At 56.6% G+C, this 21,032-nt stretch carries 20 protein-coding genes; 5 read left to right on the plus strand and 15 right to left on the minus strand.

Annotated features, from left to right (window positions below; genetic code table 11):
- The first annotated feature begins 4 nt into the window (after positions 1–4).
- The 3 genes from KKW20_RS06600 to KKW20_RS06610 all read left to right on the plus strand — a co-directional run bounded on the left by KKW20_RS06600 (position 5) and on the right by KKW20_RS06610 (position 3,419).
- Positions 5–1,975 (plus strand): heme lyase CcmF/NrfE family subunit, encoded by a 1,971-nt coding sequence (locus tag KKW20_RS06600; protein ID WP_214567084.1) that lies wholly within the window; start codon positions 5–7, stop codon positions 1,973–1,975.
- Between the two features lie 8 nt (positions 1,976–1,983).
- Positions 1,984–2,445: a cytochrome c-type biogenesis protein gene (locus tag KKW20_RS06605; RefSeq protein WP_214567085.1), complete on the plus strand. Its 462-nt coding sequence runs from the start codon at positions 1,984–1,986 to the stop codon at positions 2,443–2,445.
- A 197-nt stretch (positions 2,446–2,642) separates the two neighbouring features.
- A complete protein-coding gene (locus KKW20_RS06610) occupies positions 2,643–3,419 on the plus strand; it encodes an enoyl-CoA hydratase-related protein (protein ID WP_214567086.1) in 777 nt (258 codons plus the stop codon).
- A gap of 45 nt (positions 3,420–3,464) precedes the next feature.
- Here the strand turns inward: KKW20_RS06610 and KKW20_RS06615 are convergent, their stop codons facing one another.
- The 3 genes from KKW20_RS06615 to gltX all read right to left on the minus strand — a co-directional run bounded on the left by KKW20_RS06615 (position 3,465) and on the right by gltX (position 6,789).
- Positions 3,465–3,974, minus strand: a complete 510-nt coding sequence (locus KKW20_RS06615) for a GNAT family N-acetyltransferase (RefSeq protein WP_214567087.1) — start codon at positions 3,972–3,974, stop codon at positions 3,465–3,467.
- 69 nt (positions 3,975–4,043) lie between these two features.
- Complete coding sequence (gene gltA, locus KKW20_RS06620; RefSeq protein WP_214567088.1) at positions 4,044–5,339, minus strand: citrate synthase; 1,296 nt, start codon at positions 5,337–5,339, stop codon at positions 4,044–4,046.
- Positions 5,340–5,385: 46 nt separating this feature from the next.
- Complete coding sequence (gene gltX, locus KKW20_RS06625) at positions 5,386–6,789, minus strand: glutamate--tRNA ligase (protein WP_214567089.1); 1,404 nt, start codon at positions 6,787–6,789, stop codon at positions 5,386–5,388.
- 87 nt (positions 6,790–6,876) lie between these two features.
- Here gltX and KKW20_RS06630 point away from each other — a divergent pair, with 87 nt between their 5' ends.
- A complete protein-coding gene (locus KKW20_RS06630) occupies positions 6,877–8,931 on the plus strand; it encodes a ComEC/Rec2 family competence protein (RefSeq protein WP_343207557.1) in 2,055 nt (684 codons plus the stop codon).
- A gap of 78 nt (positions 8,932–9,009) precedes the next feature.
- Positions 9,010–9,972, plus strand: a complete 963-nt coding sequence (locus KKW20_RS06635; RefSeq protein WP_214567090.1) for a LysR family transcriptional regulator — start codon at positions 9,010–9,012, stop codon at positions 9,970–9,972.
- Positions 9,973–9,988: 16 nt separating this feature from the next.
- Here KKW20_RS06635 and KKW20_RS06640 read toward each other — a convergent pair whose 3' ends face one another.
- From KKW20_RS06640 to pyrG, 12 genes are all read right to left on the minus strand, one after another.
- The gene (locus tag KKW20_RS06640; RefSeq protein ID WP_214567091.1) at positions 9,989–11,206 is read right to left on the minus strand and encodes a DegT/DnrJ/EryC1/StrS family aminotransferase; all 1,218 of its coding nucleotides are present in this window, start codon (positions 11,204–11,206) and stop codon (positions 9,989–9,991) included.
- 160 nt (positions 11,207–11,366) lie between these two features.
- Positions 11,367–12,746 carry a glutamine synthetase family protein gene (locus KKW20_RS06645; protein WP_214567092.1) on the minus strand — a complete coding sequence of 460 codons (1,380 nt, stop codon included), beginning with the start codon at positions 12,744–12,746 and terminating at the stop codon, positions 11,367–11,369.
- Positions 12,746–13,426, minus strand: a complete 681-nt coding sequence (locus KKW20_RS06650) for a type 1 glutamine amidotransferase (protein ID WP_214567093.1) — start codon at positions 13,424–13,426, stop codon at positions 12,746–12,748. The genes KKW20_RS06645 and KKW20_RS06650 overlap by 1 nt, the downstream gene beginning before the upstream one ends.
- Positions 13,427–13,655: 229 nt before the next feature.
- Positions 13,656–14,462: an ABC transporter permease gene (locus tag KKW20_RS06655; protein ID WP_214567094.1), complete on the minus strand. Its 807-nt coding sequence runs from the start codon at positions 14,460–14,462 to the stop codon at positions 13,656–13,658.
- Positions 14,459–15,343: an ABC transporter permease gene (locus KKW20_RS06660; protein WP_214567095.1), complete on the minus strand. Its 885-nt coding sequence runs from the start codon at positions 15,341–15,343 to the stop codon at positions 14,459–14,461. Before KKW20_RS06660 ends, KKW20_RS06655 begins: the two co-directional genes overlap by 4 nt.
- A 122-nt stretch (positions 15,344–15,465) precedes the next feature.
- Entirely contained in the window at positions 15,466–16,176 is a 711-nt protein-coding gene (locus KKW20_RS06665) for a transporter substrate-binding domain-containing protein (protein WP_214567096.1), read from the minus strand.
- Between the two features lie 40 nt (positions 16,177–16,216).
- Complete coding sequence (locus KKW20_RS06670) at positions 16,217–17,035, minus strand: ABC transporter ATP-binding protein (protein WP_343207558.1); 819 nt, start codon at positions 17,033–17,035, stop codon at positions 16,217–16,219.
- Positions 17,036–17,221: 186 nt separating this feature from the next.
- Positions 17,222–17,659, minus strand: a complete 438-nt coding sequence (locus KKW20_RS06675) for a tellurite resistance TerB family protein (RefSeq protein ID WP_214567097.1) — start codon at positions 17,657–17,659, stop codon at positions 17,222–17,224.
- Positions 17,660–17,786: 127 nt separating this feature from the next.
- Positions 17,787–18,092, minus strand: a complete 306-nt coding sequence (locus KKW20_RS06680; RefSeq protein WP_214567098.1) for a DUF1330 domain-containing protein — start codon at positions 18,090–18,092, stop codon at positions 17,787–17,789.
- Between the two features lie 131 nt (positions 18,093–18,223).
- On the minus strand, positions 18,224–18,658 hold the full coding sequence (locus KKW20_RS06685; RefSeq protein WP_214567099.1) for a tellurite resistance TerB family protein: 435 nt from the start codon (positions 18,656–18,658) through the stop codon (positions 18,224–18,226).
- A gap of 83 nt (positions 18,659–18,741) precedes the next feature.
- Positions 18,742–19,056, minus strand: coding sequence for a hypothetical protein (locus KKW20_RS06690; RefSeq protein ID WP_214567100.1), 315 nt, complete (start codon positions 19,054–19,056; stop codon positions 18,742–18,744).
- A gap of 188 nt (positions 19,057–19,244) precedes the next feature.
- Positions 19,245–20,888: a CTP synthase gene (gene pyrG, locus KKW20_RS06695; RefSeq protein WP_214567101.1), complete on the minus strand. Its 1,644-nt coding sequence runs from the start codon at positions 20,886–20,888 to the stop codon at positions 19,245–19,247.
- Positions 20,889–21,032: the final 144 nt, after the last annotated feature.

The raw sequence follows: 21,032 nt of genomic DNA on the forward strand, positions 1-21,032 counted from the left end.
CGTCATGATTACCGAGCTTGGACATTTTGCGCTGATCTTAGCGCTGGGCGTGGCACTGATCCAGATGATCGTGCCACTGATTGGGGCGCATAAAGGCTGGCGTGGCTGGATGGAGATGGCGGTTCCCGCCGCCTCTATTCAATTTGCGCTGATCGCTGCGGCATTTGCCGCGCTCACTTATGCGTTTGTAACTTCTGACTTCTCGTTGAAATTGGTCTATTTCAACTCTCACAGCGACAAGCCGATGCTTTACAAAGTATCGGGCGTTTGGGGCAACCACGAGGGATCGATGCTGTTGTGGGTGCTGATTGTCGCCCTGTTTGGCGCGATGGCTGCGTGGTTTGGGGGCAATCTGCCGCTGCGCCTTAAGGCGCGTGTGCTGGCAGTGCAAAGCGCCATTGGGGCGGCGTTTTTGGCCTTTATTATCTTTACATCAAACCCGTTCCTACGCCTTGCGCAGCCGCCGTTTGATGGCCGGGATCTGAACCCGCTTTTGCAAGACGTGGGCCTCGCCTTCCACCCCCCCTTCCTTTATCTCGGCTATGTTGGTCTTTCGATGACCTTCAGTTTTGCCGTTGCGGCCCTGATCGAAGGGCGCATTGACGCCGCGTGGGGTCGGTGGGTACGCCCATGGACCTTGGCAGCTTGGGTCTTTTTGACCATCGGCATCGGTCTTGGGTCCTGGTGGGCGTATTACGAGCTGGGCTGGGGCGGTTTCTGGTTCTGGGATCCAGTTGAAAACGCGTCCTTCATGCCTTGGCTTTTTGCCGCCGCGCTTTTGCACTCTGCCATTGTGGTTGAAAAACGGGAATCGTTGAAAAGCTGGACCATCCTGCTTGCAATCCTTGCGTTCGGTTTCTCGCTGATTGGCACATTCTTGGTGCGCTCTGGCGTGATCACCTCTGTGCATGCGTTTGCCTCTGATCCCGAACGCGGCGTGTTCATTCTTGCTATTCTTGCGGTCTTCACAGGCGGGGCGCTGACGCTTTTTGCCGCCCGCGCAAGTGCGATGGAGGCGCGCGGCGTCTTTGGTCTGGTCAGTCGCGAAAGTGCGCTGGTGTTCAACAATATCCTCCTGGCGGTTGGGTCACTTGTGGTCTTTACGGGCACAATCTGGCCGCTGATCGGCGAGATTTTTGGCCGCAAAGTGTCGGTCGGAGCGCCGTATTTCGAGGCGGCCTTTACCCCCTTTATGGTGCTGCTGGCATTGGTGTTGCCCATCGGTGCAATGTTGCCATGGAAGCGAGCGAAAGTGAAACGTGCCGCAAAACAATTGATCCCGGCGTTTGCCTTGGCGATTGCGATCTTGGCGCTGGTGTGGGCCATCCAAACTGGCCGCTCTGCTTTGGGGCCGATTGGGATGTTTCTTGGCACTTGGCTGGTGGCTGGTTCCCTGACGGATCTTGTGGGCCGTACGGGCCGTGGCGCGATCGGGAAACGATTGTCGCGCCTCACCCGTCTGCCGCGTGCTGACTGGGGCAAATTCACCGCGCATGTGGGCTTTGGTATCACCATTATGGGCATCTGCGGGCTGGAGGCGTATCAGCACGAAGATATTCGTGTGACCCAGCTGAACGCGCCGTTTGAAGTGGCCGGCTATACGGTGACTTTGGAAAATGTGTACCGCGAACAAGGACCTAACTACACGACAACCATGGCGGACATGCGAATTGCCCGTGATGGTGAAACTGTGGCGGTATTACATCCGGAAAAACGTATTTATCCGGTGCAAGCGATGCCCACCACGGAAGCCGCGATTTCCAATGGGTTCTGGCGCGACATCTATGTTGTGATTGGGGACCCTCAGGATGAGGGTGGTTGGGCTGTGCGTACCTTTATCAAGCCTTTCACCAATTGGATTTGGGCAGGGTGCATTATCATGGCACTGGGTGGGCTGATCAGCCTGTCTGATCGCCGGTTCCGTGTTGCTGCAGGTGCTGCCAAAGTTCCCAACCAAGGGGTGCCGGCGGAATGATGTTGCGGATGAAACTTTTTATCACATCTCTGGCGTTGGCGGTCACATTGGCCGCCAGCCCATCTTTGGCTGTGAACCCCGATGAGGTGCTGGACGACCCCGTTTTGGAAGGGCGTGCCCGCGCAATTTCTGCTGACCTGCGTTGTGTGGTGTGCCGCGGTGAAAACATCGACGAAAGCAACGCCGAGATCGCGCATGATTTGCGCCTGTTGGTGCGCGAGCGCTTGGTTGAAGGCGACAGCAACGAAGATGTTGTTGCCTTTATTGTCGAACGCTACGGTGAATATGTATTGATGAAGCCAACCCTTTTGGGGGCCAACATCGTGCTTTGGCTTGCGGGACCGATCTTGTTTTTGCTGGCGGCGGTCACAGGCGGGCTTTACCTGCGGCGGCGATCACAATCGTCTGAACAGGGCCTGGGTCTGTCAGACACGGAGCAGGCGCGCTTAGACGAGTTGATGAAAGACTAAGACAAGGGGCGGGTGTTCAGGCATCCGCCCTTTTTTCTGCGCAAGACAGCCCCTGCCGTGGCGAAACACTTGCGCCCCCGTCCTCTGCATGTCACCCGTTTTGCAACGAAATGACACGCGCCGCTATTTGACGGCACGTTCCCCTTTTTCCCGTCCGCATGGTCGGTTATAAGGGCGGGAACTGTAGGGAGGCCCCGATGAATTACGACACAATCACCTATGATCTCACCGATGGCTTGGCTGTTTTGACCTTGAACCGGCCAGACAAAATGAACGCGCTGAACACACAGATGCGGGCGGAAATTGCCCATGCGGTGCGCGATGCGGGCACCACGGCGCGGGCTTTGGTTATTGTCGGGTCTGGGCGGGCGTTTTGCTCGGGTCAGGATCTGGGGGACCGCGCCAATGCGGGCGAGGTGGATCTGGAGCGCACGCTAAAGGATGAATATGAACCGCTGCTGCGTGCCATCTATGACGCGCCCATTCCGATCATTGCTGCGGTGAACGGGGCTGCTGCTGGGGCAGGGGCCAATATCGCGCTGGCCGCCGATGTGGTGATCGCCAAAGAAAGCGCCTATTTCATGCAAGCCTTTTCGCGCATTGGCCTGATCCCTGACGCGGGTGGCACCTATTGGATGCCCCGTATGATGGGGTTTGCCAAGGCCATGGGCGCGGCTCTTTTTGCCGAAAAACTCCCTGCCAAAGACGCCGCAAATCTTGGGTTGATCTGGGAGTGTGTGGCCGATGACGAATTTGATGCGGCGTGGAAAGCGCGCGCGGAATATCTCGCCAAAGGCCCAACCAAAAGCTTTGCCAGCATCAAACAAGCGATGCGGGCATCCCTGACCAACGACTTGGATCAGCAATTGGCGCTTGAGGCAAAGCTTCAGGGCGAATGCGGTCAATCGCGTGATTTCAAAGAGGGGGTGATGTCCTTCCTTGAGAAGCGCACGCCAGATTTTGAGGGGCGTTGAGGCGCCACCGAATTACGACAGAAAAGGGGCCGCCGGGCCCCTTTTTTATGCGCGATCTTTGGGGCGTGGGAGCATCATATAGATGCTGTCGCTCCAGGCATCGTTGATGCAATGGGTGTTGGCTTCAAATCCGGTTTGTACAAAACCAAGGCGCGTTAACAGGGCCTTGGAGCCGGCGTTTCTAGGGTCTAATCCCGCTTGCAAATGGGGATAAGCCGTTGTGGCCCACACATGGTCAATCACCGCGCGGATTGCCTCGGTGGCAAGACCCTGACGCCAGTGATCGGGGTGCAGGATATATCCAAGGTCGCCTTCGCTGAACATGCCGCCCATGCCCACAACGCGTCCTGCTCGTTCAAAGATGAAATAGGTTGGCTTGGCCGCGAAATCCGCAACCATCTTGTCCAGCCTTTCTTGGGTCACGTCCCGGTGCTCATGCGGCGCCGTGGACCAATAGGCCATGGCGTCGGGGTTGCTGAAGATTGCAAAAAGATCATCAAGATCGGTGGGCTTGGGGCCGCGCAAAATCAGGCGCTTAGTGATGAGTGTGGTCATGCAAAAGTGGTAGCGCAAAAGAAAAGGGGCCGCCAGCGGCAGCCCCTTTTTTGAATTTACCCGCCGGGTTTAGCGGCTTTCTACATCCGTATAATCACGCGCAGTATCGCCAAGATACAACTGACGTGGACGGCCAATTTTCTGACCTGGATCGCCCAGCATTTCTTTCCACTGCGAAATCCAACCCACAGTGCGCGACAGCGCAAAAATTGGTGTGAACATCGAGGTTGGGAAACCCATGGCTTCCAGAATGATGCCGGAATAGAAGTCGACGTTAGGATAAAGCTTTTTCTCAACGAAATAAGGATCTTCCAGCGCAATACGCTCAAGCTCCTTGGCCACTTTCAGGGTTTCGTTGTCGTCGATACCCAAAAGACCAAGCACTTCATCCGCGCTTTCCTTCATCACTTTGGCACGAGGGTCAAAGTTTTTGTAAACGCGGTGACCAAAGCCCATCAGGCGGAAGGGGTCATCTTTGTCTTTGGCGCGGGCCACATATTCCGGAATGTTGTCGACCGAACCGATTTCGCGCAGCATTTCAAGACAGGCTTGGTTGGCGCCGCCATGGGCAGGGCCCCAGAGGCACGCGATGCCCGCAGCGATACAGGCAAACGGGTTTGCGCCCGAAGACCCAGCCAAACGCACGGTAGAGGTTGATGCGTTTTGTTCGTGATCGGCGTGGAATGTGAAAATCCGGTCCATCGCGCGGCTCAGGATCGGGTTCACCACATATTCTTCGGCAGGCACCGCAAAACACATGCGCAGGAAGTTTGACGCGTAATCCAGATCGTTTTTCGGATACACAAACGGCTGGCCGATGGAATATTTATAGGCCATCGCCGAAATGGTCGGGATTTTTGCAATCATGCGGATCGCGGCCACTTCACGCTGCCATGGGTCATTCACGTCGGTACTGTCGTGGTAGAACGCCGACATTGCGCCCATGACACCGGTGATGATCGCCATTGGGTGCGCGTCACGACGGAAGCCCGAGAAGAACTTGGACATCTGTTCGTGGACCATCGTGTGGTTGGTCACGCGGTTTTCAAAATCTTCCAACTCTGTCGCCGATGGCAGCTCACCATACAGCAGCAGATAGCATACCTCGAGGTAATGCGACTTTTCCGCCAGCTGATCGATGGGATAACCGCGATACAAAAGCTCGCCTTTGTCGCCATCAATAAAGGTGATGGTCGAATCGCAGCTTGCCGTTGACGTGAACCCGGGGTCATAGGTGAACACATCGCCTTGGGCATAAAGCTTGCGGATGTCGATCACGTCCGGACCTGCCGTCGGTGAATACATCGGCAATTCCAGTTCCTTATCCCCAAAGGTGAGTTTCGCGGTTCCGGTTTGTTCAGCCATATTTATTCCCTTCATGCATGGTCCGTCCCGGATGGGCGGACGGTGTTTACGTGCTTGCGTCCTTAAGGCGGGCGATGGTTTCGTCCGGGCCAAGAACCAGCATCATGTCAAAAACACTGGGGGTCACGGCGCGCCCAGCAAGGGCTGCGCGCAGCGGCGCGGCCAGTTTGCCGAATTTCAGCCCGTGGGCTTCGGCTAGGCCGTTCAAAATCGCCTCCAGCGTATTGCGATCCCAGCTAACATTTTGCAGCTGCGGCGTCAATTCTTTCAGTATACTACGGGATACTTCATCCAGAGCCTTTTGCGCTTTCTCGTCACATTCCAGCGGGCGGTCAGCCAGGACAAATCGTGCTTTTTCAGTGAGTTGTGGGAATGTTTTGGCGCTGGTCTTCAGCACGTACATTGCCGCAGACAAAAGTTCACGTTTCTGCGGGTGCAGCATATCTTCGCCTGTGACGTTACGGAACGCCTCATATCCCGCCAGAACATCCGCATCATCCATCGCGGCCATGTGCTGACCGGACAGGTTATCAAGCTTTTTAAAATCGAAACGGGCGGGGGATTTGCCGATTCCCTTCAGGTCAAACCATTCCAGCGCTTGGGCGTCTGAGAAAAACTCATCATCGCCGTGGCTCCACCCCAAACGTGCCAGATAGTTGCGCATCGCCTGTGCGGGATAACCAAGTGCTTGGTATTCTTCGACCCCCAGCGCACCGTGACGTTTGGACAGTTTCTTGCCATCTGGGCCGTGGATCAGCGGAATATGCGCCCAGATCGGCACATCCCAGCCCATCGCCTGATAGACGAGCATTTGGCGCGCGGCATTGTTCAGGTGGTCATCCCCCCGGATCGCATGGGTCACGCCCATATCATGATCATCCACAACCACAGCCAGCATATAGGTGGGCGTACCGTCTGAACGTAAACAAATCATGTCGTCGAGTTGATCATTGCGGATGGTCACATCGCCTTGCACCGCATCTTTGATCACGGTCGCGCCTTCGCGCGGGGCCTTTAGGCGCACCACATAGGGGGCATTGGGGTGGGTGTCCGCCGCCGCATCGCGCCAAGGAGATTGGTAAAGCGTTGACTTCCCCTCGGCTTTCGCCGCATCGCGAAAGGCTTGGATCTCATCTTGGGTGGCGAAACATTTGTAAGCATGCCCACTCGCCAGCATCTCATGGGCCACCTCTGCGTGGCGGTCGGCACGATCAAACTGTGAGATCACCTCGCCATCATGGTCCAGCCCCAGCCAATCCATCCCCTTCAGGATGGCGGCTGTGGCCTCGGGCGTTGAACGTGCCCGATCTGTATCTTCGATCCGCAGCAAAAACTTGCCGCCGCGACCCCGGGCAAAAAGCCAGTTGAACAGCGCGGTGCGCGCCCCACCGATGTGCAAATACCCGGTGGGCGAGGGGGCGAAGCGGGTGACAACCTGATCAGAGTTCATGAGACGTTAACCTTTTGGAAACCATGCGAGGCGTATGCCTGAATTACGTTAATGGCGTGTTAAAGCAAAACGGAGGCCAAGAACAAGGTGCTGGGCCAGATCCTTCTTAGGGTCGAAACCGAACGGGGTCGATTTTTGCATTGGGTTCCGATCTTTCTGGCAACAGGGATCGGGGGGTATTTTCTGTGGCCCAATGAGCCGAGCGAAACGATCTATATGGCGCTTGGCGGGTTTGTCCTGTTGATGTTGGCGGTCCGGTGGCGTTTGCCTTGGGGCTATGGCCCGGTGGCGGGGATGTTTGCCCTTGTGGCGCTTGGGATCTGTCTGGCGGGCGCACGCGCGCATTATGTGGCGGGGCCGGTGCTTGGATATCGCTATTACGGCGCCATCGAAGGGCGCGTGGTCGCGATGGACCGATCGCAATCAGATGCCGTGCGCCTGACATTGGATCAGGTGCGGCTGTCCGACACCGCCCCCGACCGTGTTCCGCGCAAAGTTCGCGTGTCTTTGCTTGGCGCGTTCGAAGGGGGCTTGGGGGCGTTCACCCCCCAAGTGGGCGCGCGTGTCGCCCTGACCGGGCATTTGTCTGGCCCCAATGGTCCGGTGGAACCGGGCGGCTTTGATTTTCAACGCATGGCCTGGTTTCGCGGCATCGGCGCGGTGGGCTATACCCGAACGCCGGTGATGCTTTTGGCGCCCGCCAATGGGTCTGGCGTGCGTGTTCAAGTGACCCGTACGCGCATGGCAATTGCCAACTGGGTGCGAGGGATTTTACCCGGAGAAACAGGTGCTTTTGCCGCCGCCGTCACCACAGGCGACCGATCTGCGATGGGACAAGACACATTGGCGGCCCTGCGCGGGGCCAATCTTGCGCATCTTTTGGCGATTTCCGGGTTGCACATGGGGCTTTTAACCGGGTTTGTCTATCAGGCGATGCGGTATCTCCTGGCGCTTGTCCCATGGGTTGCGTTACGTTTTCCGACCAAGAAATACGCAGCCCTTGCGGCCATTGGGGCAGGGGGTGTTTACCTATTGTTGTCTGGGGGCAGCATTTCGACCGAACGTGCATTTATCATGGTCTCTACCATGTTGGTGGCGATCCTGTTTGACCGTCGTGCGCTTAGCTTGCGGGCGGTGGCAATGGCGGCCATTCTGGTGCTGTTGTTGCACCCAGAGGCCCTGACAGAACCGGGGTTTCAGATGTCCTTTGCTGCAACCACTGCGTTGGTGGCTGTGTTTGGGTGGCTTAGGCGGCGCGAAGGGTGGCGTGCCCCCAAATGGGCGCAACCGGTGTTGGCGGTGCTTGTCTCTTCGGCTGTTGCGGCCGCTGCGACCGCCCCGTTTGGGGCCGCGCATTTCAATCAGGTCAGTCATTTTGGCCTGATCGCAAACCTCGTGTCCGTTCCCTTGATGGGGGCGGTGATCATGCCCGCCGCAGTTGTGGCCGCGCTGTTATCACCTTTCGGCTTGGGCTGGGTGGCCATCAGCGCCATGGGACCACCGATTGGCTGGATCATCTTTGTTGCCCACTGGGTGTCGTCGCTTGATGGGGCGATAGGGCATGTGCCGCAGCCGCCAAGCAGTGTGTTGCCATTGGTCGCAATTGGCGGGCTGCTGGTGGTTCTTTTACGGAGATGGGAGCGCGCTCTGGCGCTGCTGCCCTTATGTCTTGCAGCATTTCTTTGGGCCCAGGCCACGCGCCCCTTGGTCTTGATCAGTCAGACCGGAGGGTTGGTGGGCGTGCTTACCCCCGAGGGGCGCGCCCTGTCCAAACCCAAGGGCGACGGCTTTGCCGCAAAGGTCTGGTTGGAAAATGATGGCGCACCGATGGCGCAAGCCGCCGCCTATCAGTTGGGGGAATTTAGCGGTGCAAAAGGCCTGTCTGAAACCACGATCGCCGGGAAAACACTTGTGCATCTAACTGGGAAGAGCGGTGCAAAACAGTTGCAGGCGGCCTGTGCCTATGCGGATTTTGTGGTGATGAACAGCACCATACTCGACACCGTTCCGGTGGGATGTCAGGTCTTTGATGTCGGGGCATTGCGCGCCTCGGGGGCCGTTGCATTGTGGCCCACACCAAATGGATTATCGGTCGAGACCGCCCGAGATCGCCAAGGGAACCGGCTTTGGACCCATTGGTAAAGCGGCGCGGTAAGCGTCGCCCCCATTGATCGGATTTCCCAAACACCCTAGCGTGCGTCCAGAAACAGGAGCACGCAGATGGTCGAAACCGCAGGACGAATTACGCTTTGGGGCGTTGAGGTGTTTGTCGCGACGGCGGATGAACGCTCGATCTCAGTGGCGGCACGGCGCCTTGGGGTCAGCCCCTCTTCGGTCAGTCAGCAATTAAGCAATCTAGAGGCGTCGCTGGGCACCTCGCTGGTCGTGCGCTCTGCCCGGCCTTTGTCCCTATCCCCGGCGGGCGAGCTGTTTTTGAAACGCGCACAAGCGATTTTGAATGAAGCTGAACAAGCCCGGGCAGAGCTTGCGCGGGGCGCCTTTGCCAGCCTGTCGCGGTTGCGGTTGGGGGTGATCGAAGATTTCGACTCCGATGTTACTCCGCGGTTGCTGACGCAATTGGCAGATCAATTATCGGGAACTCATTTTTCCTTGGAAACCGGCGCATCGCACCGGTTGTATGACCAGCTGGATGCGCGGGCTTTGGATGTGATTGTCGCGGCAGACACCGGGGCTGGGGCCGACTGGATGGAGGTCCATCCCCTGTTGGAAGAACCCTTTGTGGCCGCGGTGCCAAAAGGGCACGTCGATCCGGGTAACCCTATGGCTGTATTGGCGAAATTACCCTTGGTGCAATATACTGCGCGCCATCACATGGGGCGGGTGATTTCCGACCATCTGGCGCGGGAAAACCTGCATCTGGATAAACGGTTCGAGCTTGATAGCTATCACGCGATTATGTCGATGGTGGCCAAGGGAATCGGTTGGACAATCCTGACCCCACTTGGCTATTTTCACGCCCAACGGTTCCGCGCGGAAACCGAACTTATCCCGCTGCCGTTCGGGCCAATGACCCGCCGGATTTCGCTGGCGTCCCGACAGGGCGTGTTGGGGGATCTGCCCAAGGACATCGCCGCGCAATTGCAAAATATCTTGTCAGATATGGTGGTGACGCCGGCGGTGTCCGATACGCCCTGGCTGCGAAATCAGCTGCGACTTTTGTAAACCGCGCGGCGTCAAATCACGCGGCCGATGTTTTTGCGGCGTCTTTGACATCGGCGGCACCATCCACCAGTGCTGCGGCGATAAACTCGAGCTCGGGCCGTTTCAGACGCACGGGAAGCCGCGTGTCACAGGCGCGCATCAGCATATCGCGGGTTTGCGGCAACGGGCCTTGGTCGGGAATAAACTGCCAATTCCAAAAGGCCCGTGCATTGTCTTCACTCAGGCCAAAAACCTGCACTGAAACACCGCGTTTCTTGGCGGCGAGCTGAAAGGCGATGGTCTCTTCGTCGGAAAAGCCAACCAGATTGAACTGAATGGAATCCGGCGCACGGGTTTCTGGTTCAAGCGGCGGGGGCACGTCCAGCCAAGGGCTTTGATTTAATAGGCCGGCCACATAATCATGATTGCGCAGCCCATCTGTGACCCGTCGTGTGAGTTCAGGGAGTTGGGGGCGGATGATGGCCGCCGACAGGTTGGACAGGCGGGTGTTATACAGCGGCAGCTTGTTTTGCCAACGCGCGAAGGCATCCGCCAGTTCGGATGAGTTTTCGCCCCGCGGTGTTTTGTGTTTCTTCCAATTGTGCTCATACGCGCCAGACATGATGACAGCACGGGCGGCAATCTCTGGGTCGTTGGTGATCATGATCCCGCCCTCGCCGGCGTTCAGCATCTTGTAGGATTGAAACGAGAAACAGCCAATTTTCCCGATGGTGCCGATTTTTTTCCCATGCCAGAGTGTGCCAAGGGAATGGGCGGCATCTTCAATCACCGGAATATTTTGCGCCTCGCACAGGGTCATGATCGCATCCATATCAGAGGTATGGCCGCGCATATGGCTGATAATCACGGCGCCGACGTCTTGGGTCAGCTTGGCTTTGAAATCTTGCATGTCGATGCGGTAATTCGCGGTCACGTCCACCAAAACCGGCACGCAATCCGCATGAACAACCGATGACGGCACGGCCGCGAAGGTAAAGGCGGGGATGAGTACTTTGCTGTCGCGGGGAAGATCCAAGGCTTTGAGAGACAGAAACAGCGCGGCCGAACAGCTTGCAACGGCGAGCGCATATTTCGCCCCCATCAGCTCTGCAAACTCTGCCTCTAGCAGCGCAACTGGGGCATCAGAGGGCGCGGTGTATCGGAACAGATCACCAGAGGCGAGCAGACGGTCAATTTCTGCGCGGGCGGCATCGGGGATGGGTTCGGCGTCATAGACGTTTGGGGCAAGCGACATGGCTGTTCCTTTTGACGTTTGGTCAATTTCGATATCCCAAAGAGACATTTCGGATATTCTAAAGAAAATCCCGCCATCATGCCACAAAAAACCCCGCCGAACTGACGTGCGGCGGGGAGTTGCCCCCTTTTAGAGGGCGTTTGTCATGGATCTGTCCTGTTTAGACATTCAAAAGCAAATGTTCGCGTTCCCAAGGGCTGATCACTTGCAGAAATTCTTCGTATTCCGTGCGCTTTACGATGGAATAGACGCGGGCAAACTCTGGCCCCAACACCTCATGCATCTTTTCAGACGCATCAAAGATATCGAGCGCCGTGTTCAAATCGCGCGAAATATCCTCTTCGCCCTCATAAGCATCGCCTTTGTAAAGCGCGCTGGGTTGCTCTTTTTCCAAGAGCCCAAGATAGCCTGCCGCCAAAGACGCCGCGATGCCAAGGTAGGGGTTGCAATCCATGCCCGCGATCCGGTTTTCGACACGGCGCGCGTTGGGCGAGGACAGCGGCACGCGGATGCCCGTGGTTCGATTGTCGCGGCCCCATTCCAGATTGATCGGTGCGGCGTTGTCTTTCACATAGCGACGGTAGGAATTCACATAAGGGGCCAGCATGGCCACCGCTGCCGGCAGGTGGTTTTGCATGCCAGCGATAAAGTGGAAAAACGCATCGGTTTCGCCGCCATCGGCATCAGAGAAGATGTTTTTCCCGGTTTTGATGTCCAGCACCGAATGGTGGATATGCATCGCGGAACCGGGTTCTTCAGCAATCGGCTTGGCCATGAAGGTGGCATAGCAATCGTGGCGCAGGGCGGCTTCGCGGATCAGGCGTTTGAAGAAAAACACCTCATCGGCCAGTTTGATCGGGTCGCCGTGGACCAGATTGATTTCCAGCTGACCGGCGCCGCCCTCTTGGGTGATGCCGTCGATTTCAAACCCCTGCGCTTCGGCAAAGTCGTAAATGTCATCGATCACAGGGCCAAATTCGTCGACCGCGGTCATGGAATAGGCCTGACGCGCCGCAGCTGGGCGGCCAGACCGGCCCATCATTGGCTTGATCTTTTCAGCCGGGTCCAGATTTCGGGCAACGAGGTAAAATTCCATTTCCGGTGCAACAACAGGTTCCCACCCTTTGGCCCGATACAAATCCACAACGCGGCGCAGCACGTTGCGCGGTGAAAATGGGATTGGTTCGCCATTCCGATCAAACGCGTCATGGATCACCTGAAGCGTCCAATCCCCGGTCCAGGGGGCGGCTTTTGCGGTGTCCATATCCGGGCGCAGGGTCATGTCCCGTTCAAGAAACCCTTCGTCGCCAGCGGCTTCGCCCCAATCCCCGGTGATGGTTTGGTAAAAGATGCTGTCGGGCAGGTGAAAGAAATCCTGACGTCCAAATTTGGCTGCAGGTACGGCTTTACCACGCGCAATGCCGGGCAGATCCGAAATGATACATTCCACCTCGTCCAAGCGGTTCCCTTCGAGATACTCCTGCGCGGCCTCTGGCAAATTGGCCATCCATGCGGTGTTTGTTTTGTTTTGGGCGCCCATCACTTGGCTCCTTTTTTCAACATCTCGGCCATGCGGTGTGCAAAACGTGCATTGTCCGTGGCGGTGTTTAAATTTTCGGTGGCGGTTGAGAGCAGCGCGTCGGGCACATTGCCCCGGCCGCGATGCTCAATCAGCCCGGCCACCAGTTCTGAGGTGAATTCGGGGTGCGGTTGAATGGTGAGGATCTGATCGCCATAAACCAGGGCCGCATTGGCGCAGAAATCGGTAGAGGCGATCACTTCGGCCCCTTCGGGAAGCACCGTGACCTGATCCTGATGCCACGCGTTCAACGCCATTTTCTCATCGCCAAAGTCGTATTCCTGCCGGCCAACGGACCAGCCGCCGTCGAATTTCTCAACCTTGCCACCAAGCGCCTGTGCGATGATCTGATGACCAAAACACACGCCGACCAAAGGCTGGCCTTTGTCGCGGATGTCGCGCACCAGCTGTTCCAGCGGCGGGATCCAGTCGTGATCCTCATAGGCGCCGTATTTTGATCCTGTGATCAGCCAGCCATCGGCGGCGCCCAGGTCGGGGGGAAAGATGCCATCCACCACCGAGAAGATTTCAAAGTCAAAGCCATGTCCGCCCAAAAGGCGCGTGAACATTTCGCCGTAGTCTCCAACCGTTTCGCGCAGTTCATCGGGCGAATGGCCGGCTTGTAGGATGCCAATCCTCATGAGTCACCAAATTTGATCAAATTTTACATCGCCAGCCTAGAGGAGCCCCTGTGGTGGGGCAAGGGGCATTCCGTCAGAAAAGAGAAATAGTGGTAAGATATTGCAAAGTATAAGTAAATTTACAATCTAAGCCGAAGAGTTACCGCGTCTCGCCAAAGACATGAGGGGACCGGGGACGGAAAACATCCCCCTCCGCAGACCTATCCACAGCAAAACACCGGTTGGTAAATTACCGAAATATGTTGAACTTTACCCGGACCTTCTTGCGACGCTCTTGGGGCAAATGGCGGTTCAAATGCTTGTTTGCCGCGCCGAAGATTGTGATCACCACCAAGGTCAGCAGGATGAAATAGAAGGCAAGGATCGGATAAGGCACAAAGGGGTTGAAGGTCTTATCCGCAAAATAGCTTGCGTAATACAACGCATCCCCACGTTGCTGCCAAACCGGAAAGCTTGAGAAAGACACAAGCGCGGTTGCGTGGAACAAAAAGATCGCTTCGTTGGTATAAGACGGCCACGCAAGGCGCAGCATTGTTGGCCATGTGATCCGCTTAAACCGGGTCCACCCCATGATGCCATACGCGTCCGCCGCTTCCAGATCGCCTTTGGGGATGGAGCGCAAAGCGCCATAAAAGATCTCTGCTGAATAAGCGGAGGTGTTGCAAAAGAGAACAAGTGTCGCCCCCAACCAAGACGCGGTCAGCGGTTGCAACGCAGGCACGCTTTGTTTCAGCGATAAAAACACCGCGTAGGCAAAGAAGAACTGGATGAACAGGGGGGATCCGCGAAACACATAGATAAAGAACTCCGCCGGTTTGCGTAGCCATTTGTTCTCGCTGTTTTTCGCCATTGCCAGTCCAGTTGCGGCGAAAAAACCAAAGAGGATCGCAACCAATCCGTAATAGATGTTCCAGATCATTCCAGACCCGATCAGGGTGAAATGCTCGCACAACGTAAAATCTGTGCGTGGCAGCATGCGTTCGCCGTAACCGATGGACCGAAAGGCAAAGTTCTGGATGGTCTCTGTGCAGCTCATTGTGCGGCTTTCCTTTGGGCTTCTCCGGCGGCCGTGGCTTGGCCGTGGGACAGGCGGGCAGAGATGCGTTTGAACACGCGTTCTGACAGGCTGGTAAAGGCAAGGTAAAACACCAAAAGCCCAAAGAAATACTGCATATGCCAGTTGCCGTGCGGATAATCAGAGAATTTGGCGGTTTTGGTCGCCCCCAATTCGCGCGCCCAATAGACCACGTCTTCGACCCCAAGCAGGAACAAAAGCGGTGTGGCCTTGATCAGGATCATCCACAGATTTGACAGGCCGGGCAGGGCATAGGTCCACATTTGTGGCACCAGAATGCGCCAAAAGGTCTGGCGATGGGACATGCCGTAGGCCTCGGCCGTTTCCAATTGCGCACGGGGAACCGCACGCATCGCGCCATACAAGACATTTGCGGCGAAGGCGCCAAACACAATCGCAAAGGTCAGCACGGCCAGCGAGAACCCGTATGCTTCGTGGATCCATTGCGGCGAGCTGGACAGAGGCAGTTTGGCCGCGTCACACACAATGAAATCGCTGCCCTGGCGGATCGGTTGATCCCAGTCTGGGCATTTCACCTTGTGGCGCATCCACTCAAACGCTTGGTCCAAGGCGATCACGAAAAACAGGAAAAAGGCAATGTCCGGTACGCCGCGTACAATCGCGGTATAGCTTTTGCCCAGCCAGCGAATGGGGGCAATGCGCGCACGGGCGGCAGAGGCCCCCGCAAATCCGAATAATAATGCCACCGGAGCGGTGATTGCCAACAGCGCCAAGACCGTGCCGAATGAGGCATAGAAAGACATATGCTTGCCTGTGGTCAGGTAGCAGGACAGCCATTTCAGGCCATCTAATGTCGAAGGATCGGTGCAGTAGGAAAACATCGCAAGAACCGGATGGAAAGGGGCTTTGGTCTTCTGTTTCGGGCGCGAAACATCATACGTGGGCCGGGTGAAAAATAGGGCCCGCCCAAAAGGGCAGGCCCCGGTGTTTACAAAGGGTCAGATTACCACTGTGTGGACACTTCCCATTTGGCGATCAGCGTGTTCAGCGAGCCGTCGTCTTTCATCGACTGGATGGCAGCATCAAACTTGGCGCGCAGCTCAGGATCGCTTTCGCGCAGGCCCATGCCAACGCCGCCGCCAATGGCTTCCATACGCTCAAGCATCACCAGGCCGTCTTGGCCAACCATGGTGTCGAGAAAGCTTTTGTCGGCCAGAACCGCGTCAGCTTCGCCGTTTTTCACAGCGGCAACAGTTTCTTCCGGGGTCGCAAATTCAACCAATGTCCAACCCTGGGCGGCGACAAAGCCTGCCTGAATGGTGGTGGCTTGGGCCGCAATAACGCCGCTTTCCAAGTTCACGTCAGCTGACATGGCCGCATAAGCCGATGGGTCAGCTGGGGTATAAGCTTGTGTGAAATCAATGACTTCGTCGCGCTCTGGTGTGATCGACATGCCCGCAATGATGGTGTCGTAGTTTGAGGATACGAGGTTCGGGATAATGCTGTCCCACTCGTTTTTCACCCAAGTACACTCCAGCTCTGCGCGTTTGCACAGCTCATCGCCCAGCTCGCGCTCAAAACCGTCAATCTCACCGGCGTCGTTCACAAAGTTCCACGGTGCATAGGCGCCTTCGGTGCCCATACGTACGGTGTCTGCCATGGCAAAGCTGGCGGTCATGGCCAGTGCCGTTGTGGTCAGGATCAGTTTTTTCATTCTCGTCTCTCCCTTAAGAATACTGTTTCATTCGTGTTGGTTAGTTCGGTTGCGAATGCGACAGGAATTGCTTCAGCCGCTCGCTTTTCGGATTGCCAAAAAGCTCATCCGGGGCACCTTCTTCTTCGATCAGGCCTTGATGCAGGAACACAACGTGGTCCGATACATCCGCCGCCATGCGCATATCATGGGTCACAATCATCATTGTCCGCCCTTCAGCGGCAAGATCTTTGATGACCTTCACCACCTCTTGTTCAAGCTCAGGATCGAGCGCAGAAGTGGGTTCGTCAAACAACAGCGCGCGCGGCTCCATGCACAACGCCCGTGCAATCGCGGCGCGTTGCTGTTGACCGCCGGACAATTGCGACGGCCACATCTCGCATTTGTCGCCAATGCCCACTTTGTCCAGGTAAAACCGGGCCTTTTCTTCAACGTCTGCTTTGTCCCGGCCCAGAACCGTTACGGGCGCTTCCATTACATTTTGTAGAATGGACAGATGCGACCATAGATTAAACTGTTGAAACACCATCGAAAGATTGGTGCGGATGCGGGTGATCTGATGGCGGTCCGATGGGTGGCGATCCAGCCCATGGCCGTGCCAGGTGATCGGCTCGCCTTCGAAAAAGATGTCGCCTTGTTGGCTGTCTTCCAAAAGATTGGCACAGCGCAGCAGCGTGGATTTGCCAGAGCCGGACGATCCGATCAGTGAAATCACATGCCCGCGTGGCGCGACCATATCGACGCCTTTCAGGACCTCAAGCGCACCATAGCTTTTATGCAGGTCACGAATCTCGATCACAGGGGTGTCGACCGCAGCGTTGGCGGAAGTGTCGGCAGCAAGTGGCGTGTCTGGGGTCACAGAATGGGTCCGGGATTATGTGTCATTGGCAAAGGAGTAGGGCGCAATTTTTTTGCAATTGCAACGGCGAAAAGACGTGGTCCTAGGGTAAGCTTGGGCAGAGTGGCGAAAAATCCGACGATTTGTCAGGGGGATGCGTCGCGGCCCTGACCCAGACGCGTCAAACGTGCCGTTTGGGAAAACTGTTCAACCCGCATTGCCGCGCAGACGTGCCAGGTTCGAATCGCGATCATTCACGCCCAGCAGCCCCGCAATCAACCGCATCAACGCGTCTTCTTCTTCGGCCCGTGTGCCATCTGCCAGCACCACAGACCACGCGGCCTCGATCACTGTAATGCGATCCTCATGAGGAACAGCATCTTTGATGGCGCGGGTAAAGCGGACCGTGTCAGGGGCTTGGCTCTCGAACACTTCTGCCTCTTGACGCAGGGCTTTTGTTGCGGCCTCGTCCAGCCCGTATCGCCGGGCAAGGGCGGTATCAATCGCGGCAATCTCTACGGCGGCATATTCACCATCAGACCGTGCCAAACGCACCAATAGGGCCGACAGCGCAAGGCGTGCATCCTCAGCGTTCAACGGGGCAGGGGCGGGGGCAAAAAGGCGGTCGAAAAGAGAGCTAAGCATGGGGAAGATATAAGGCCTTATGAGAGGAAGGGAAAAGGGCGGCACCCATTTTTCGCCGCCAAATCCCGTCATTTTATCGTGAAGGTCGTGTGGTTATTGGGCGAAAACCATGTGGATTGCCCCGGAATTAACCAAGATAACCTTCAATAATGATCAAGTCGCCGGTGCTGACCGGGTCACGAAATGCTTTGGCCGCTTGATAGATCTCGCTGTGATAGCAGGCTTTGGCATCGGCAAAGCTGGGGAATTCGATCACCACATTGCGCGAACGGGCTGTGCCCTCGACGCTTTCGTATTCCCCGCCGCGGACCAGAAATTTGGCATTATACTGCGCAAAAGCCGGGCCATTGGCGGCGATGTATTTCTTGTACGCGTCAAGATCGCTGACCTCGATCCGCCCGATCCAATACCCTTTGGCGGTTTCATCTGCCATATTTTGCACTCCTTCATGGAACCGTGTTTCGCAGGCGTGTTGTCAAACGGCGGCAGGCTGGCGTCAATCACAAATCACAAATCACAACCTGGACCTTGGCGCCGGAATGACGGCATCAGGTTTTGTGTGGCCTAGGTCTCTGCGGGGCGCGTGCGTTTCACCTCTTCGGCAGAAAGGCCAATGGCCTTGGCCACATGGGCGACAAAGCATGCCTCTTCTTCGCGCACGACCCCATCAGCGACGGACACTTGCCAAAGGGCGCTCAGCATGGCCATTCGGTGATCATGGGTCAGATGATCTGTGACCAATTGGGTTAAGGTGTCGGTGTCAGGGGCCTCGGCTTCTAGTTTTTCACAGGTCGCGCGTGTTTTGGCGGCTTCGACGACATTCATGGCCCGATGTTTTACAAAAAGCCGGTCGATCCGCGCGATCTCTTCAACGGCGTAATGCTGGTCTGCTTTTGCCAGGCGCACCAAAAGCACGCCCATCGCCAACTCCGCGTCCAGCTCCGGCAAAGCCACGCCCCTTGGCTGTTTTTTGAATTTCTGAAAAAAGTCTGACAGCATGCAATTCCCCCCTCAATCGTGATGGCGACGTTACCCAGAGGAGGCCGTGACGACAAGGGGCTGCAGGGCGGCGGTGCGCTATGCTAAAGCGGTTTTATCGTGACAATGGACGCAGCCCCTTTGCCACTGTCGCGCGTGTAGCGCATCTGGTTTCCGCATTGTTCAATAATTTCGCAGTCAAGGCCCAGGTCTTCGTCGTTCAACGTGGCCGTGCGGCAGAACATGCCATCTTGCCAATACCAACTGCCCAACAACCGATCTGGCCCAGCCATGCCGGATATCTGGCCGTCGGCATGGATGGTAAACAGCAGCCCATCCCCCACCAAAGGACGGTCAGCAAACGCCGCAATAAACGCCTCTTTGCTGGCGAGCCTGCGCCAGGCCGTGGTTTTTGTCATCTGTTCTTTCCCCCAGTTGCACATCCTTTTCGGGTGTGATGTCAGCCACCATACATGGTCTGCCTGCGGTTCCCAAATCCTGATCCCGGGCGTGTCTCTGGTTGGCGCCGATATGCGTGCCCGCTGTCGTTCGCAATAAAAAAGGCGGGTTGCCCCGCCCTTTTCGAAATCTCATTTATTGCGATGGGTTAGACCAGACGCTCGATCTCTTTTGCGGCCCGAACAAAGTCGGCGAACAGAGGGGCTGGTTCAAACGGTTTGGACTTCAGCTCGGGATGGAACTGAACGCCAATGAACCACGGGTGATCTTCCCATTCCACGATTTCCGGCAGGCGTCCGTCAGGGGACATGCCCGAGAATTTCAGTCCCACGGCTTCCAGCTGATCACGGTATTTGGTGTCCACCTCGAAGCGATGACGGTGACGTTCCTCCAGCGTGCTGTCGCCATAGATTCGCGCCACATTCGACCCTTCGCTCAGCGTCGCATCATAGGCGCCCAAGCGCATGGTGCCGCCTTTGTCATCACCCAACTTGCGCTTGACGGTATAATTGCCCTGCACCCATTCTTTGAGGTGGTAAATCACTGGGGTAAAACGGGTTTCACCACTTTCATGGTCAAATTCTTCCGATCCCGCATCCTTGATGCCAGCCACATTTCGGGCGGCTTCGACAACGGCCATTTGCATGCCCAGACAGATACCCAGATAGGGGATCTTGTGTTCGCGGGCATATTGCGCCGCCTTGATCTTGCCTTCGGTGCCGCGTTCGCCAAAGCCGCCGGGGACGAGGATCGCATGGAACCCTTCAAGATACGGTGCGGGATCACCCTTATCGAACAATTCGGCATCGACCCATTGCAATTTCACTTTGGTCCGGTTGGCCATACCGCCGTGGGTGAGGGCCTCTTTGATCGACTTATAAGCGTCTTCCAGCTGGGTGTATTTGCCCACAACTGCCACTTTCACTTCGCCTTCGGCATTGTGAATGCGGTCCTCGACGTCTTTCCAGCGGCGCAGGTCAGGTTTGGGGGCGGGCGCGATGCGGAACGCATCCAATACCGCCTGATCCAGACCAACCTTGTGATAGGCCATCGGGGCTTCATAGATAGACTTCAGGTCGTAGGCGGGGATCACCGAATCCTGCCGGACGTTACAGAAAAGCCCAATTTTGGCGCGCTCTTTGTCCGGGATTGGATGTTCGGACCGGCACACCAACACGTCTGGTGCGATGCCGATGGACCGCAATTCCTTGACCGAGTGTTGGGTCGGCTTGGTTTTCAACTCACCTGACGCGGCGAGATACGGCAGCAAGGTCAGATGCACAAAAATGCACTCGCCGCGGGGCCGATCCTGGCTGAATTGGCGAATGGCCTCAAAAAAGGGCAGCGCCTCGATATCGCCGACGGTGCCGCCAATTTCACAAAGCTGGAAATCCACTTCATCATCGCCAATGGCAATGAAGTCTTTGATTTCATTGGTGACATGCGGGATCACCTGAATGGTTTTACCCAGATAATCACCGCGACGCTCTTTCTCAAGCACGTTGGTGTACACGCGACCAGACGAAATGGAATCGGTGTTGCGCGCGGCCACACCGGTGAAGCGTTCATAGTGTCCCAGGTCCAAATCGGTCTCGGCGCCATCGTCGGTGACAAACACCTCGCCGTGTTCAAACGGGCTCATCGTGCCTGGGTCGACGTTCAGGTAAGGATCAAGCTTGCGCAAACGCACGGTGTAGCCGCGCGCCTGTAAAAGCGCGCCCAAAGCGGCTGAGGTCAAACCTTTGCCAAGCGAAGATACAACACCGCCAGTGATGAAAATATAACGTGCCATATGGTTGGCTGCCCCCGTGAGATGAGATCAAAAGATCCGGTTCTTGCTTGCTGTGATTTCGGCAAAAGCCCGTCCCCAACGGGCCCGCACGTAACCACATTCCACGGGATTTAAGGCTTACATGATTCCAGCTGCCCGCGCAAC

It is taken from the genome of Aliiroseovarius lamellibrachiae, assembly GCF_018599245.1.
GTDB classification, from domain to species: Bacteria; Pseudomonadota; Alphaproteobacteria; order Rhodobacterales; family Rhodobacteraceae; genus Aliiroseovarius; species Aliiroseovarius lamellibrachiae.